The following is a 13,108-nucleotide window of genomic DNA, read 5'->3' as shown; positions in this document are numbered from 1 at the left end:
ACCCCGGGCCCGGGTGGGCTACGCCGTCCGGTGGGTCGGGGTCCGGGGCCGGCGGGCGCCGAGCACGATCAGCAGGAGGCCGGTGAGCAGCGCGGCCCCTGCGGCGACGACCAGCGGGCCGTCGAGCGGGAACCCCGTGTTCGGCAGGGGCGTGTCCGACCCCGGGGGGCCACCCCCGTCAGCGGGCGGGAAGCCACCACCGGCGGGCGGGGTGGAGTCACCCGGACCGGTCGGGCCGTCGGGGCCCGGGGAGGTCGACGGACCCGAGGGGCCGGTGCTCGAACCGTCGCCGGGACCCGTCGTGGGACCCGTGGTGGGACCGTCCGTCGGACCGGTGGTCGGACCGCCCGTCGGGCCGGCGGTGGGGCCCGTGGTGGGACCGTCCGTCGGGCCGGTGGTGGGGCCGGTCGTCGGGCCGGTGGTGGGTCCGGTGGTGGGTCCGGCGGCGCACGTGCCGGCCACGAGCGTGTTGGTGTCGAGGGTGACCGAGCCGTTGCGGGCCAGGGCGCGCCCGTCGATCGTCGCCCGGGTCGCCAGCGTCACGGAGGTCAGGGCCATCACGGTGCCCACGAAGGTGGTGTCCGTGTCGAGGGTCGCGCTGCTGCCGATCTGCCAGAACACGTTGCAGCCGCGCGCGCCGTTCACCAGCGAGACCGTGCTGCTCGGTGCGGTCGTCAACGCCGATCCGACCTGGAAGATGAACACCGCGTCGGGGTCACCCTGGGCGTCCAGCGTCAGCGTGCCCGTGATGGCGGTGGCGCTGGGGGCCCGGTAGACCCCGGGCGCGAGCACCAGGCCGCCGATGTCGGCGCCGATGGTGGCGTCCGACGGCTGCCCGGCGGCGTCGTCGTACGCCGTCACGAGGTCGCGCTGGGCCTGGAGGGCCGCGGCGTCGCCCCGGTGGGTCGCGCCGCCGACCTGGCCGGGCGGGAACCCGGTCACGGCGTCACCGGGGCTGACGCCCAGGTCGCCGGCGAGGACGCTGGGGCCGGTGTTGGAGACCGACTGTCCCCCCAGCACGGAGTACGACGTGGCCGTCCCGAGGTCGATCGAGGTGCCCACGGCGTGGGCCGGCTGCGTCGGGAAGGTGAGGGCGAGGGCGCCGACGGCGACGACCACCCCGCTCCCGACGACGGCGAGGATGGAGGACCGGCTGATCGGTCCGTGGCGGCGAGCGGTCTGGCTCCTCATGGAAGCCCCCCAAAATTCTCCGTATCGCGGAGACGACATCACACACTGTGACTCCACCCACCGTACGGGTCGGCAGGCCGGGTCGCTATTCCCCGCCGACGGGCACGTGCTATTCGCGGGCGGGTGCGTGCTCCCCGCAGGTGCGCGCGACCCCGCCCGACCTCAGGCGCGCCCGGCGGCGCGGCACGCGGCGAGGCGACGCCCCACCAGCACGCCCCCGCGCAGCAGGCCGTGCGCGGAAAGCGCCTGCAGGCCGTAGCGCGAGCACGACGGCGACAGGTTGCACACCGGCGCGGCCCGGCGGGCCGAGACGTGGATCTGGTAGGACCGCACCCCCCGGGCGGCGGCACGGGCGCCCCACGAGCGCGGGCGCGGGGTGTGCGGGTCGACGGCGCCCGGGGCGAGCGCGCCGAGCACCACCCGGAGCAGCACGGTCACCGTCATCAGGCTCAGGCAGTCGAGCGAGGCGCAGCCGCAGTCGCCGCAGTCCAGGCAGTCGTCGCGCCGCTTCTTCCGGCGCTCCCGACGCTGGCGACGCACCGGGTCGTGCCGCCGCCGGTGGCGCCGCGCCCGCAGGTTCTCCCGCACACCCATGTCTCCCCCTCAGGCCCCGGGGGACGTCACAGGTCCGCCTCGGGGAACGCGATGACCGACAAGAACCGGATCGGCAGCTCCACCAGCTCCACCGGCCCGTGGGCACCCTCGCCGTCCATCTGCAACGAGTCACCCGGGTGCAGACGGTAGACCGTGCGCGAGTGGGAGTAGTCCATGACGCCCTCGAGCACGTAGATGAACTCGGTGCCCGGGTGCTGGAAGAGCGGGTAGGTCTCGCTCTCCTCCGTCAGGGTCACGTGGAGGCACTCCAGCCGCTTGTGCTCCCCCCGCAGCGAGCCGAGCAGCTCGTACTCGTGGCCCTCCTTCGTGCCGGCCCGCACGATCCGCGCACCGGTGCCGCGGGCCACGAAGGCGGCCGGCCGCTCCGCGTCGGCGCCGCGGAACAGCGACGTGACGGGCACGTCGAGGCCCACGGCGAGCCGCGCGAGCGTCGAGAGGCTGCAGGAGGTCTGGGCGTTCTCGATCTTGCTCAGCATCGCCTTCGAGATGCCCACCCGCTCCGCCATGTCGCCCACCGACAGCCCGTGCTGGCTGCGCAGGCTCCGCACGTTCCGCGCGATCGCCTCCTCCAGCTCGAGCTGCTCGAGCGGCTCGGAGGGGTGGCGCTCGCGGGCCGTGCCGGCGAGGTTGCGCAGCAGCGGCGCGTCGCCGCCGCCCTCGGGGGTGGACATGGGTGAACCCTAGGAGACGGCGCCGCCGCTCACGCGCCCAGCAGGTCGGTGAGCACGTCCGCGAGCGCGACGGCGCCCGCCTCGGCGTCGGCGTCCTCGACGTGCTCGTGCGGCGAGTGGGAGACGCCGGTCGGGTTGCGGGTGAAGAGCATGGCGGTCGGTACGGCGGAGGCCAGCACCCCGGCGTCGTGGCCGGCGCCCGTCGCGAGCACCGGCGCCCCCGGGAGCACCCCGAGCAGCCGGTCGCGCAGCGCCGCGTCGAAGTGGACGGTGCCGCCGTACGACTCCTCCACCAGCGACACGGTGCATCCCTCCGCCGCGGCCAGCTCCTGCGCGCGCCGGCGCACGTCCGCGACGAGCGCGGCGGTGACCGCGTCGTCGGGGTGCCGGGCGTCGAGCCAGAGGTCGACCCGCGAGGCGATGACGTTGGTGCCGCCGGGCACGGGCTGCAGGCGGCCCACGGTGGCGCGGGCGTCGTCGTACCGGCGGGCGACCTCGCGCACGGCGAGCACCACGGCCGCCGCGGCGACGAGCGGGTCGCGGCGGTCCGCCATGAGCGTCGTGCCGGCGTGGTTGCCCTCCCCCTCGACGACGAGGCGCCAGCGCCCGTGGCCCAGCACCGACGAGGCCACCGCCACCGGCCGGTCGAGGTCGGCGAGGCCGCGGCCCTGCTCGACGTGCAGCTCGACGAACGCGCCGATGCCGGCGAGCCGCGCGGGGTCCGGTCCGACGTGGGCGACGTCGAGCCCGGCCGCCGCGGCGACCTCGGCGAAGGTGCGACCCTCCGCGTCGCGCAGGCCCCGCGCACGGTCGGGGTCGATGGCGCCCGCGAGCAGCCGCGAGCCCAGGCAGGCGACGCCGAACCGGGCGCCCTCCTCCTCCGGGAACGCGACGACGGCGAGGGGACGCGCGGGGCGGACGCCGCGCGCGTCGAGCAGGTCCACCGCCGCGAGCGCGGAGGCGACGCCGAGCGGGCCGTCGTACGCCCCACCGCCCGGCACCGAGTCGAGGTGGCTGCCCGTGACCACGGCGCCCGGTGCGACCGACCCCCCGCTGCCGTGGCGCCACGCCCACAGCGCCCCGTTGCGGTCGGTCTCCACCTCCATCGAGCGGCGCTCGGCCTGCTCGGTGAACCACTCGCGCAGCGTCAGCTCGGCGTGGTCGTAGACGAAGCGGGAGTAGCCCCCGCGGGTGGCGTCGCGACCGACGTCGGCGACCTCGGCGAGCAGCCCGGTGACGCTCACGCGGCCACCGCCGCGAGCCGGAAGGGGGCCGGGGGCACCGCGGCGCCCGTGGCGGCGTCCGCCGCGATCCGGCCGACGAGCGGGGCGAACTTGGCGCCGTGGCCCGAGCAGGGCGAGACCACCGTGATCCCGTCCGCGCCGTCGACGACGAAGTGCTCGTCGGGCGTGCTCGTGAAGAGGCAGGTGGTCTCGGCGTACGGCTCGGGCACGAGGCCCGGCAGGTGCTGCTCCACGTAGGCGACGACCCGCGTGCGGTTCGCAGGGTCGACGACCCCGTCGGCGACCGCGGCCGACGGCACCACCCGCCCGCCGTTGTACTCCGCGACCTTCTGGCCGCGGAAGTCCGCGTCACGGCCACCGGGGAGCCCGTAGACCTGGATCCGCGCGGTCTTGTGGATGAACGTCGGCCAGTGCGGAGCAGGGGCCGCGTCGCGGTAGGGGAAGTGGAACGCCTGCTCCTGGCGCACCTGCAGCGGGGGCACCCGGCGCGCGAGCGACCCGGGCAGGGCGTGGAGCAGGTCGGGAAGCCAACCGCCGGCGCTGACGACCACGTGGTCGGCCCGCAGCTCCGCGCCGTCCTCGGCCAGCACCTGGAAGCCGGCGCCGTCGCGCACCACGCGGGCGACCGGCCAGCCCGTCAGCACCGTCGCCCCCGACTCCTCCGCGAGCCTGGCCATGGCCAGCACCGAGGCCTCGGCGTCGATGACGCCCGCCCCCGGGTGCCACAGCACGGGCGAGTCGAAGAGCAGGCCCGGCCAGCGCTCCGCGGCCGCGGCGGGGTCCAGCAGCTCGTGCTCGACCCCCGCCCCCGCCAGCACCGCCGCCAGCCCGGCCGGGTCGCGCTCGGCGCCGTGGTCGAGCGAACCGGTCGGCGCGACGAGCCGCTGCCCGGCGAGCGCCTCCAGCTCGTCCCACGCCTCCCGGGCCCGCACGACCAGGCCCGTGTAGAACGGGTCCGGGTAGCCGTAGCGGAAGATCCGCGCCGAGCCGTGCGAGCTGCCGTGCTCGTTGGCGGGCACGGAGCGCTCCACGAGCACCACGTCCTCGCCCCGCCGCGCCAGCTCCCACGCCGTCGCCGAGCCCGCGAGCCCCGCCCCCACCACCACGTACGACGTCACCGTCGCCCTCCCGTCCTCACGTCAGGTTGCTCCTCGACCGGCCCCGGTGCCCGCACCGCGACCTCCACCACCACGCACGACCCGCCTCCCACCGTCGCGACGACGCCCTCCCCCTCCGGCAGCAGCACCCGGCCGGGCCCCACCGCGGCACCGTCGACGCACAGGTCCCCCGCCAGCACCCACAGCGCGACCGCGCCCCCGTCCCAGGCCAACCGGGTGCCCGCGGTCCGGACCCGCATCCTCCCGGTCCCCCCACCCCGCCGGAGCACCAGGTTGAGGTTCGCGACCGGGCCGGCCCGCGGCCGGCCGTGGACCGCCACGTCGCCGGGGTGGGACACCACCGTGGCGGGCGGCGCCGCGACGGCACGCCCGTCGACGACGAGGTCCAGCCCCTCCCCCGCCACCACGCAGGACCAGCGGTGCGTCCCCGGCATCGGCGACCACGGGGCGGGGCCCGGTACGGCGGCCACGCTCACCCGCCAGCCCGCCGCGGGGTCGTGGCGCAGCGCACGGGTCGTCCCCGCCCCGTTGCGCCACGGGACCGCCGGGAGGTCCGCCGGGTCCACGACCCGGACGGCCCCGGTGGGCGCCGCCTCCCCGGGGCCGGTCAGCGGCCCTGGCCCGGCACCCAGTCGGTGCCGGCGAGCGGCACCCGCGCCATCGCTGCGGCCTCGAGCGTGAGGGCCACGAGGTCCTCCGGCTCGAGGTGCGTCACGTGGGCCTTGCCGCACGCCCGGGCGATGGTCTGCGCCTCCATCGTCAGCACCCGCAGGTAGTTCGCCAGGCGCCGGCCGCCCTCGACGGGGTCGAAGCGCGCCGCCAGCTCCTCGTCCTGGGTCGAGATGCCGGCCGGGTCGCGCCCGTCCTGGTAGTCGTCGTAGTAGCCCGCCGCCGAGCCGATGGCCCGGTAGTCGGCGTCCCAGCGCGGGTCGTTGTCGCCGAGGGCGACCAGCGCCGCCGTACCGATCGCCACGGCGTCCGCGCCCAGCGCGAGCGCCTTCGCCACGTCGGCGCCGCTGCGGATGCCGCCCGAGACCACCAGCTGCACCCCGTCGGGGCGGCGGTGGACGCCCAGCTCCTGCAGGGCCCGGACGGCCTGCGGGATCGCGGCGAGCGTGGGGATGCCCACGTTCTCGATGAACACGTCCTGCGTGGCCGCGGTGCCGCCCTGCATGCCGTCGACCACCACCACGTCGGCGCCGGCGTGCACGGCCAGCTTGACGTCGTAGTAGGGCCGCGAGGCGCCGACCTTGACGTAGATCGGCTTCTCCCAGCCGGTGATCTCCCGCAGCTCGGCGATCTTGATGGTCAGGTCGTCCGGCCCCGTCCAGTCGGGGTGGCGGCACGCGCTGCGCTGGTCGATCCCCTGCGGCAGCGTGCGCATGCCCGCGACGCGCTCGGAGATCTTCTGGCCCAGGAGCATGCCGCCGCCGCCCGGCTTGGCGCCCTGGCCGAGCACGACCTCGATGGCGTCGGCCTTGCGCAGGTCGTCGGGGTTCATGCCGTAGCGGCTCGGCAGGTACTGGTAGACGAGGTGCTTCGACTGCCCCCGCTCCTCCGGCGTCATCCCGCCGTCGCCGGAGGTCGTCGACGTGCCGGCCTCGCTCGCGCCGCGGCCCAGCGCCTCCTTCGCGCGTCCCGACAGGGCGCCGAAGCTCATGCCCGCGATGGTGACGGGGATGGCGAGGTGGAGCGGGTACGCCGCGTTGCGGCCACCCAGCACCACGTCCGTCCCGCACCGCTCGCGGTAGCCCTCGAGGGGGTAGCGGCTCATCGACGCCCCGAGGAACAGCAGGTCGTCGAAGTGGGGCAGCGCTCGCTTCGCGCCGCCGCCGCGGATGTCGTAGATGCCGGTCGCCGCCGCCCGCTGGATGTCGTGGATCGTGGCGGGGTCGAAGGTCGCCGAGCGGCGCAGGCCGCGGCGCGCCAGGGCGAGGCTGTCGTCGTTCATCGCTGGGGTCCTCCGGGGCCGTCAGTAGGCCGACGCGTTGTCGACGTGGAAGTGGTAGAGCGTGCGGGCCGAGCCGTAGCGCGTGTACGCCGCGGGGTCGTCGTCCTCGAACCCCGCCGCCTTCAGCAGCGCGGCGAGCTCCTCGAGGTGCTCGTCGCGCATCTCCTTGGCGACGCAGTCGGCGCCGAGCGAGGCAACCTCGCCGCGCACGTAGATGCGGGCCTCGTAGATCGAGTCGCCGAGCGCCTCGCCCGCGTCGCCGCGGACCACCAGGCGACCCGCCTGGGCCATGAAGGCGCTCATGTGGCCGATCGAGCCGCCCACGACGATGTCGACGCCCTTCATCGAGATGCCGCAGCGGGCCGCGGCGTCGCCCTCGACGACGAGGAGGCCGCCGTGGGCGGTGGCGCCGGCCGACTGCGAGGCGTTGCCCCGCACGACGACGGAGCCGCTCATCATGTTCTCGGCGACGCCGACGCCGGCGTTGCCCTCGATGACGACGTCGGCGCGCTGGTTCATGCCGGCCGCGTAGTAGCCGACGTGCCCGGCGACCCGCACCTGGCGCGGGGCGTCGAGGCCGACCGCCACGGCGTGGGCGCCGCGCGGGTTGACGACGGTCACCCCCTCGTCGGGGCCGAGCGGCGCCACGCCGTCGACGGGGCGGCCCTGCAGCAGCGCGTTGAGGGTGCGCAGCGGGGTCGTGGCGAGGTCGACCTCGCGGGTCGGGACGGTCAGCGCGTCCATGCGTAGATCCTCTCGGGCTCGGGCTCGAAGATGCGGGCCTGCGCGATGCCGGGCAGGCCGACGAGGGCGCGGTACTCCGAGGCGACCGCGACCCAGCGGTCGTGCTCGGCGACGACCGCCGGCTTGCACGCGATGGCGTCGCGCACGACGGCGAAGGAGTCGCGGTCGGCGACCAGCAGCGTGTAGAAGCCGTCGAACGTCGTCGTCAGCTCCTTCAGCGCGGTGGCCACGTCGTAGCCGGCGGCCAGCCGGTCGGCGACGAACCGCGCACCGACCTCCGTGTCGTTCTCGGAGTCGAACTCCACCCCCGCGGCCCGCAGCTCCCGGCGTACCGAGGCGTGGTTGGCGAAGGAGCCGTTGTGCACCAGGCACTGGTCGGGGCCCACCGCGTAGGGGTGGCACCCGCCGGGCGTGACGGCCGACTCGGTGGCCATCCGGGTGTGGCCGACGCCCTGCCAACCCTGCGCCGCGGGCAGGCCGTAGGCCGCCGCGAGGTCGCGGGGGTGGCCGACGCCCTTGAGCACGGCGAGGTCGGCGCCGAAGCCGGCGACGAGCCCCTCGGGGTACGTCGTGCGCACCGCCGCGACGAGGGCGTCCGTGCCGACCGCCTCGGGCACGTGGGCCACCAGCGTGGGCCCGGCGTCGACCACCTCGACGGGCGAGCCGAGGGCGGCGGTGAGGGCGGCCACGGCCTCGGCCGCCGTCGTGCCGCTCGTGAGGTCGGTGCTGTCGGCGCGCGGCACGAACGAGACGGTGACGTGGCCCGCGGGCGACCAGCGGGGGTCGCCGTGGACGGCCACGCCGGCCGAGTCGGCGCCGCGGTCCTGCATCTCGCAGAGCATGCCGGTGAGCAGCTCGCCGAGGCGCGGGTGGAGGGCTGGGTCGCGCAGGTGCAACCCGACGATGCCGCACATGGGGGGTGTCCTCTCCGGAGGTGGGGGTGGGGCGGGGGTGGGGGCGGGCGGCCTCAGTAGGCCGTCAGGTAGCGGTCGACCTCCCAGGTCGTGACCTGGGAGTGCCAGGCGAAGAACTCCTCGCGCTTGGCCTCGGCGAAGTAGGCCGCCACCCGGTGCTCGCCGTCGGAGGCGGCGTCGAGCGCGCCCGCGACGACGGGGTCGGCCTCGAGCGCCTCGACCGCGTGCAGCAGGGTGCGGGGCAGCGCGGGCCGGCTCGTGCCGTTGTCGCCGCCGACGGTCCCCGGGTCGAGGTCGCGCTCGATGCCGTCCAGCCCGGCCCCGAGCGCCGCCGCGACGGCCAGGTAGGGGTTCGCGGAGCCGTCGCCGCCGCGCAGCTCGATGCGGTGGTGGTCGGGCACGCGGAGGAAGTGGGTGCGGTCGTTGCCGCCGTACGTCGGGAAGCGCGGCGCCCAGGAGGCGCCGGAGGTCGTCGAGACGGCGCCGGTGCGCTTGTAGGAGTTCACGCTGGGGCCGAGCACGGCCTGCAGCGCCGAGGCGTGCTCGAGGATGCCGCCCGCGAACGCGTAGGCCACGGGGCTGAGGCCGAGCCCGCGGGCGTCGTCGGCGTCCGGGAAGGCGGACTCCCCGTCGCGCCACAGCGAGAGGTGGAGGTGCAGGCCCGAGCCCGTGCGGTCGGCGAACGGCTTCGGCATGAAGGTCGCGACCATGTCGCGCTCCTCCGCGATCATCGAGATGAGGTAGCGCAGGGTCACGACCCGGTCGGCGGTGGTCAGCGCGTCGGCGTAGGCGAAGTTCTGCTCGAACTGGCCGTTGCCGTCCTCGTGGTCGTTGGCGTAGTTGCCCCAGCCCAGCTCGTTCATCGCCTGCGAGACGGCGGCGAGGTGCTCGTACATGCGGGTGACGCCGCGGGCGTCGTAGCACGGGCGGGCCGCGCGGTCGGCGGGATCGGCCGTCACCAGGGTTCCGTCGGCCTCGCGGCGCAGCAGGAAGTACTCGACCTCGGCCCCGACGTAGGCCTCCAGGCCCTGCGAGTCCCGCAGCCGGGCCAGCGCCGCCCGCAGGATCACCCGGGGCGCGAAGGGCCACGGGCGCCCCTCGACCTGGGGGTCGCAGTGGACGATCGCCAGGCCCTCCTTGACGAAGGGGACCGGCGTGAAGCTGGCCGGGTCCGGGATCGCGACCAGGTCGGGGTCCTTCGGCTCCTGCCCCATCGAGCCCACCGCGTAGCCGGCGAACCCCACGCCCTCGGTCTGCAGCGCCTGCACCGCCTCGACGGGCACGAGCTTGGCGCACGGCTTGCCGTCGAGGTCGACGAAGAGCGCGAGGATGAACGTCGTGCCGGCCTTCTCGGCCAGTGTCGCGAGGTCTGCCGCCTCGGTGCTCTCGGTCATGTCCCGTCCCTCCGGTCGTCCACTGTAGTGAATCGGTGTTCACGAGCAGTAGACAGGGCGGGTGTTGCAGCCGTGTTGCGCGACGGTCACGTCCGTCGACGCGACGAGCCGCCACGGACCGGGAGGTCCGTGGCGGCTCGTCGTGCGGGGCGCCGGGGCGCCGGGGGGCCGGGGCGCCGGCCCCGGGTCAGGGGCGACCGGTCGGCGTCGCCCAGACCCAGAAGGAGCGGACGCTGGTCCGGTACGCCGGGTCGTCCGGCACGAACGTCACGACGACCTGGTAGCTGGCCTTGACCCGCGGGACGACCGGGGTCGCGACCGTGGTGCGCCCCCCGCCGTACGCGTGGGCCGTGGCGATCAGTCGGCCGGTGCCCGCCTGGCGCAGCGTCGTGTAGACGGTGCCCGTCAGCCGCGCGCGGTCCTCGCCCTCGTAGTACACGGCGATCGGCTTGGCGGCACCCGTGCGGGCGTAGCGCCACTGCGGGGCGGGCGTGATGCTCGACCCGGTGCCGAGGCTGCCGGGCGCCGGCACCTCGGGCTCCGGCTCCGGCTCGGGGTCGACGGGCCCGCCGGTGCAGGTGATCGCACCGGTGCGGATCGCGTGGCCGTCGGTGCTGGAGTCGTCGGCCCACACGACCTCGCGCAGACCGTCGGTGCAGCGCGAGACGGGCGCCAGGGCGAGGCCCTCGTTCGCGATGTCCGGCATCCCCGCCGGGCGGGCGTGGGTGACGGTCGGGGCGAAGGCGCCGCTGGCGTCCACCTCGAACAGCGTGGTGCGGCCGCCGCACGCCTCGTCGCAGTAGACCCACACGGCACCGGTGGCCGGGTCGTGCTGGACCTCCATGACGCCCGGGAAGCCGCTCGCGAACGACGCGACCCGGGTGAAGGTGCCCGACGCGCCGAGCGCGTAGGCGAGCACGTCGCCGGTGGCCTCGACGCCGACGAGGAACACGCCGTCGGCGTCGGGGTAGCGCGCCGGGTCGTAGGCCGCGCCGGTGCTCTGGTCGACCAGGCCCTGCTCGACCAGCACCGAGGACGGCACCCAGGTGATGCCCTCGAGACCGGCGTTGGCGCCGATGCCCGGCAGCTCCGGGGCGAGGTTCCACTCGCCGGTGGCGCTGAACGCGCCGTCGCCGCTCACGTCGTAGCGCAGGATCGAGGGACGGCTGCCGCCGCCGTCGTTGTTCCGCTCGCTGGCCACGTAGAGGCCGTCGGGGCCGACGGTCACGCCCTCGGCGTCCACGTTGCCCGTGCCGTCGGCGTAGTGCAGCGCGCGGCCGCCCGTCCACCCGGCGTCGGCGACCCACTGCTCGCCCGAGCGGACGAGGCGGTGCAGGCTGCCCGGGTTGTTCTGCACGGCCCACAGCGCCGAGCCGTCGGGCGTGAAGACGAGGCCGCTCATGTTCTCGGCGTAGGTGCCGGCCGGGTCCGCGGTCCGCACCTCGGCCGGTCCCGGCCACGGCTCGGTGACGACGTCGCCGGCGCACTGGTTCACGGCGCCGCGGGTGGGGGCGGCGGTGGCGGCGAAGTCGCCGGTGCCGTCGGGGCAGCGTCCCCAGGTGGTGGGGGCGTGCGCGGTCCAGCCGTAGGAGTCCACGAGCGCGCCGGCGGGGTCGAACAGGCGGGCGGTGTCGGCACCGCCGAGCCCGAAGCCGGCCTCCCCGGCGTCGACGTCGGCGACCCAGTGGCCACCGGCCGGGACGACCGTGCCGGCCGGCACGACGAAGCGGTGGGTGTCGTCGTCGTCCGAGACGACCCAGCCCGAGAGGTCGAACGGCTCCACGCCGTTGTTGACGATCTCGACCCAGTCACCGGGGGTGCCGCCGCTCGACTCGACCTCGTTGATCCGCACCGGTGCGCCGCAGTCGTTCGCGGCGCCCTTGGTCGGCGAGGTCGTGACGACCCACGCGTCGCCGCAGCGGCCGTAGGTGGTCGGGGCGTGACCGCTCCAGGAGCGCTCGTCGACGACCGTGAAGCCGTCGGGCAGGAACAGGCGGGCCTGGTCGCTGCTGCCGAGCCCGAAGCCGAGGGTGCTCTCCTCGACGACGAGGAAGCCACCCGCCGGGGCGACGGAGCCCGCGGGCAGGACGGCCCGGTGGGTCGCGTCGCTGTCGCCGACGACGTACCCGGACAGGTCGACGTCGCTCGCGCCGCGGTTGAGCAGCTCGATCCAGTCGCCCGGCGTGCCGCCGCTGGACTCGACCTCGTTCACGACGACGTCGGGGGTCGCGGCGGCGACCGGCAGGTTCGCGGCGCCGCGCGTGGCGGCGGCCGTCTCGGCGAAGACGCCGGTGCCGTCGGGGTAGCGGCCCCAGGTGGTCGTGGCGTGGGCCGTCCAGGCGTGGCGGTCGACGAGCAGGTCGCCGTCGAGGACGCGGGCCTCGTCGGCACCGCCCAGGCCGAAGGTGGGCTCGACGACGTGGAACGCGCCGGGCGCCAGGACGGTGCCGGCCGGGATGGTGTCGGTCCGCGCGTCGTTGTCGTCCTTCACGACGAGACCCGACAGGTCGACCGGGACGGAGCCGGTGTTGACGAGCTCGATCCAGTCCGGGCCGCCGGCCGGGTCGGAGGACTCGACCTCGTTGATGCGCACCACGTCGGCCGGCTCGGCGACGCACGCGTTGGCGGCGTCGCGGGTCGGCGCCGCGGTCTGCGTGAACGCGCCCGTGCCGTCGGCGCAGCGGCCGTAGGTGGTCGCGGTGTGGTCGGTCCAGGAGTAGGAGTCCACCGGGGTGTCGCCCTGGCCGGCGGGCAGCAGCAGGCGGACCATGTCGGCGCGCCCCAGCCCGAAGCCCTCGCGCCCGGGCACGTCCTCGCTGACGTCGACGGACAGGAAGCCGCCCGCGGGGACGACCGAACCGGTCGCGAGCGGGAAGTCGCGGGTGTCGTCGTTGTCGAGCAGGCGCCAACCGGTGACGTCGACCGGGGTGCTGCCGGTGTTGTGCAGCTCGACCCAGTCGGTGTCGCCCGAGTTCTGCGCGATCTCGTTGATGACGACGCTGCTGACGGCGGCGGGGGCGACGGTCTCGGCGGCCTGCGCGCCCAGGGGCGCCAGGAGGCCGAGGCCGAGGAGGGGCAGGGCGCCGAGTGCGGCGTACCTCGTCCGGGGGGTGGGCATGGGCGACCTCTCGACGACGGCGGTGGGGCGTCGGCCAACGTCGCGCACCCACCCGCGTCGTCCGTGAACCTGCGGTGAACGCCCGCCCCGGACCGCGGGAACCCTCGGCGTCGACCGGTCTGGACCGGTCGCGACGACGGCAGGGTCA

General features: G+C 75.8%; 11 protein-coding genes. All 11 read right to left on the bottom strand.

The annotated features are described in order from the left end of the window. Positions 1-18: 18 nt before the first annotated feature. Positions 19-1,191: an ice-binding family protein gene (locus tag ACOACO_RS16390; RefSeq protein ID WP_420297360.1), complete on the bottom strand. Its 1,173-nt coding sequence runs from the start codon at positions 1,189-1,191 to the stop codon at positions 19-21. A 162-nt stretch (positions 1,192-1,353) separates the two neighbouring features. Next, positions 1,354-1,785: a membrane protein insertion efficiency factor YidD gene (gene yidD, locus ACOACO_RS16385; RefSeq protein ID WP_420297359.1), complete on the bottom strand. Its 432-nt coding sequence runs from the start codon at positions 1,783-1,785 to the stop codon at positions 1,354-1,356. Between the two features lie 26 nt (positions 1,786-1,811). Then, complete coding sequence (locus ACOACO_RS16380) at positions 1,812-2,477, bottom strand: helix-turn-helix domain-containing protein (RefSeq protein ID WP_420297358.1); 666 nt, start codon at positions 2,475-2,477, stop codon at positions 1,812-1,814. Positions 2,478-2,506: 29 nt separating this feature from the next. Beyond that, positions 2,507-3,721 (bottom strand): allantoate amidohydrolase, encoded by a 1,215-nt coding sequence (locus ACOACO_RS16375; protein ID WP_420297357.1) that lies wholly within the window; start codon positions 3,719-3,721, stop codon positions 2,507-2,509. Further along, positions 3,718-4,839: an FAD-dependent oxidoreductase gene (locus ACOACO_RS16370; protein ID WP_420297356.1), complete on the bottom strand. Its 1,122-nt coding sequence runs from the start codon at positions 4,837-4,839 to the stop codon at positions 3,718-3,720. Before ACOACO_RS16370 ends, ACOACO_RS16375 begins: the two co-directional genes overlap by 4 nt. Beyond that, positions 4,836-5,405, bottom strand: coding sequence for a HutD family protein (locus ACOACO_RS16365; protein WP_420297355.1), 570 nt, complete (start codon positions 5,403-5,405; stop codon positions 4,836-4,838). The genes ACOACO_RS16370 and ACOACO_RS16365 overlap by 4 nt, the downstream gene beginning before the upstream one ends. Positions 5,406-5,446: 41 nt before the next feature. Further along, the gene (locus tag ACOACO_RS16360; RefSeq protein WP_420297354.1) at positions 5,447-6,790 is read right to left on the bottom strand and encodes an FMN-binding glutamate synthase family protein; all 1,344 of its coding nucleotides are present in this window, start codon (positions 6,788-6,790) and stop codon (positions 5,447-5,449) included. A 21-nt stretch (positions 6,791-6,811) separates the two neighbouring features. Further along, the gene (locus ACOACO_RS16355; protein ID WP_420297353.1) at positions 6,812-7,534 is read right to left on the bottom strand and encodes a hypothetical protein; all 723 of its coding nucleotides are present in this window, start codon (positions 7,532-7,534) and stop codon (positions 6,812-6,814) included. Then, complete coding sequence (locus ACOACO_RS16350; RefSeq protein ID WP_420297352.1) at positions 7,522-8,448, bottom strand: hypothetical protein; 927 nt, start codon at positions 8,446-8,448, stop codon at positions 7,522-7,524. Before ACOACO_RS16350 ends, ACOACO_RS16355 begins: the two co-directional genes overlap by 13 nt. A 53-nt stretch (positions 8,449-8,501) precedes the next feature. Beyond that, positions 8,502-9,842 (bottom strand): type III glutamate--ammonia ligase, encoded by a 1,341-nt coding sequence (gene glnT / locus ACOACO_RS16345; RefSeq protein ID WP_420297351.1) that lies wholly within the window; start codon positions 9,840-9,842, stop codon positions 8,502-8,504. 187 nt (positions 9,843-10,029) lie between these two features. Beyond that, positions 10,030-12,960, bottom strand: coding sequence for a lamin tail domain-containing protein (locus ACOACO_RS16340; RefSeq protein ID WP_420297350.1), 2,931 nt, complete (start codon positions 12,958-12,960; stop codon positions 10,030-10,032). Positions 12,961-13,108: the final 148 nt, after the last annotated feature.

The sequence above is a fragment of the Nocardioides sp. CPCC 205120 genome (assembly GCF_048654585.1).
Classification (GTDB): Bacteria; Actinomycetota; Actinomycetes; order Propionibacteriales; family Nocardioidaceae; genus Nocardioides.
This window is presented reverse-complemented; position numbering and strand designations above follow the sequence as displayed.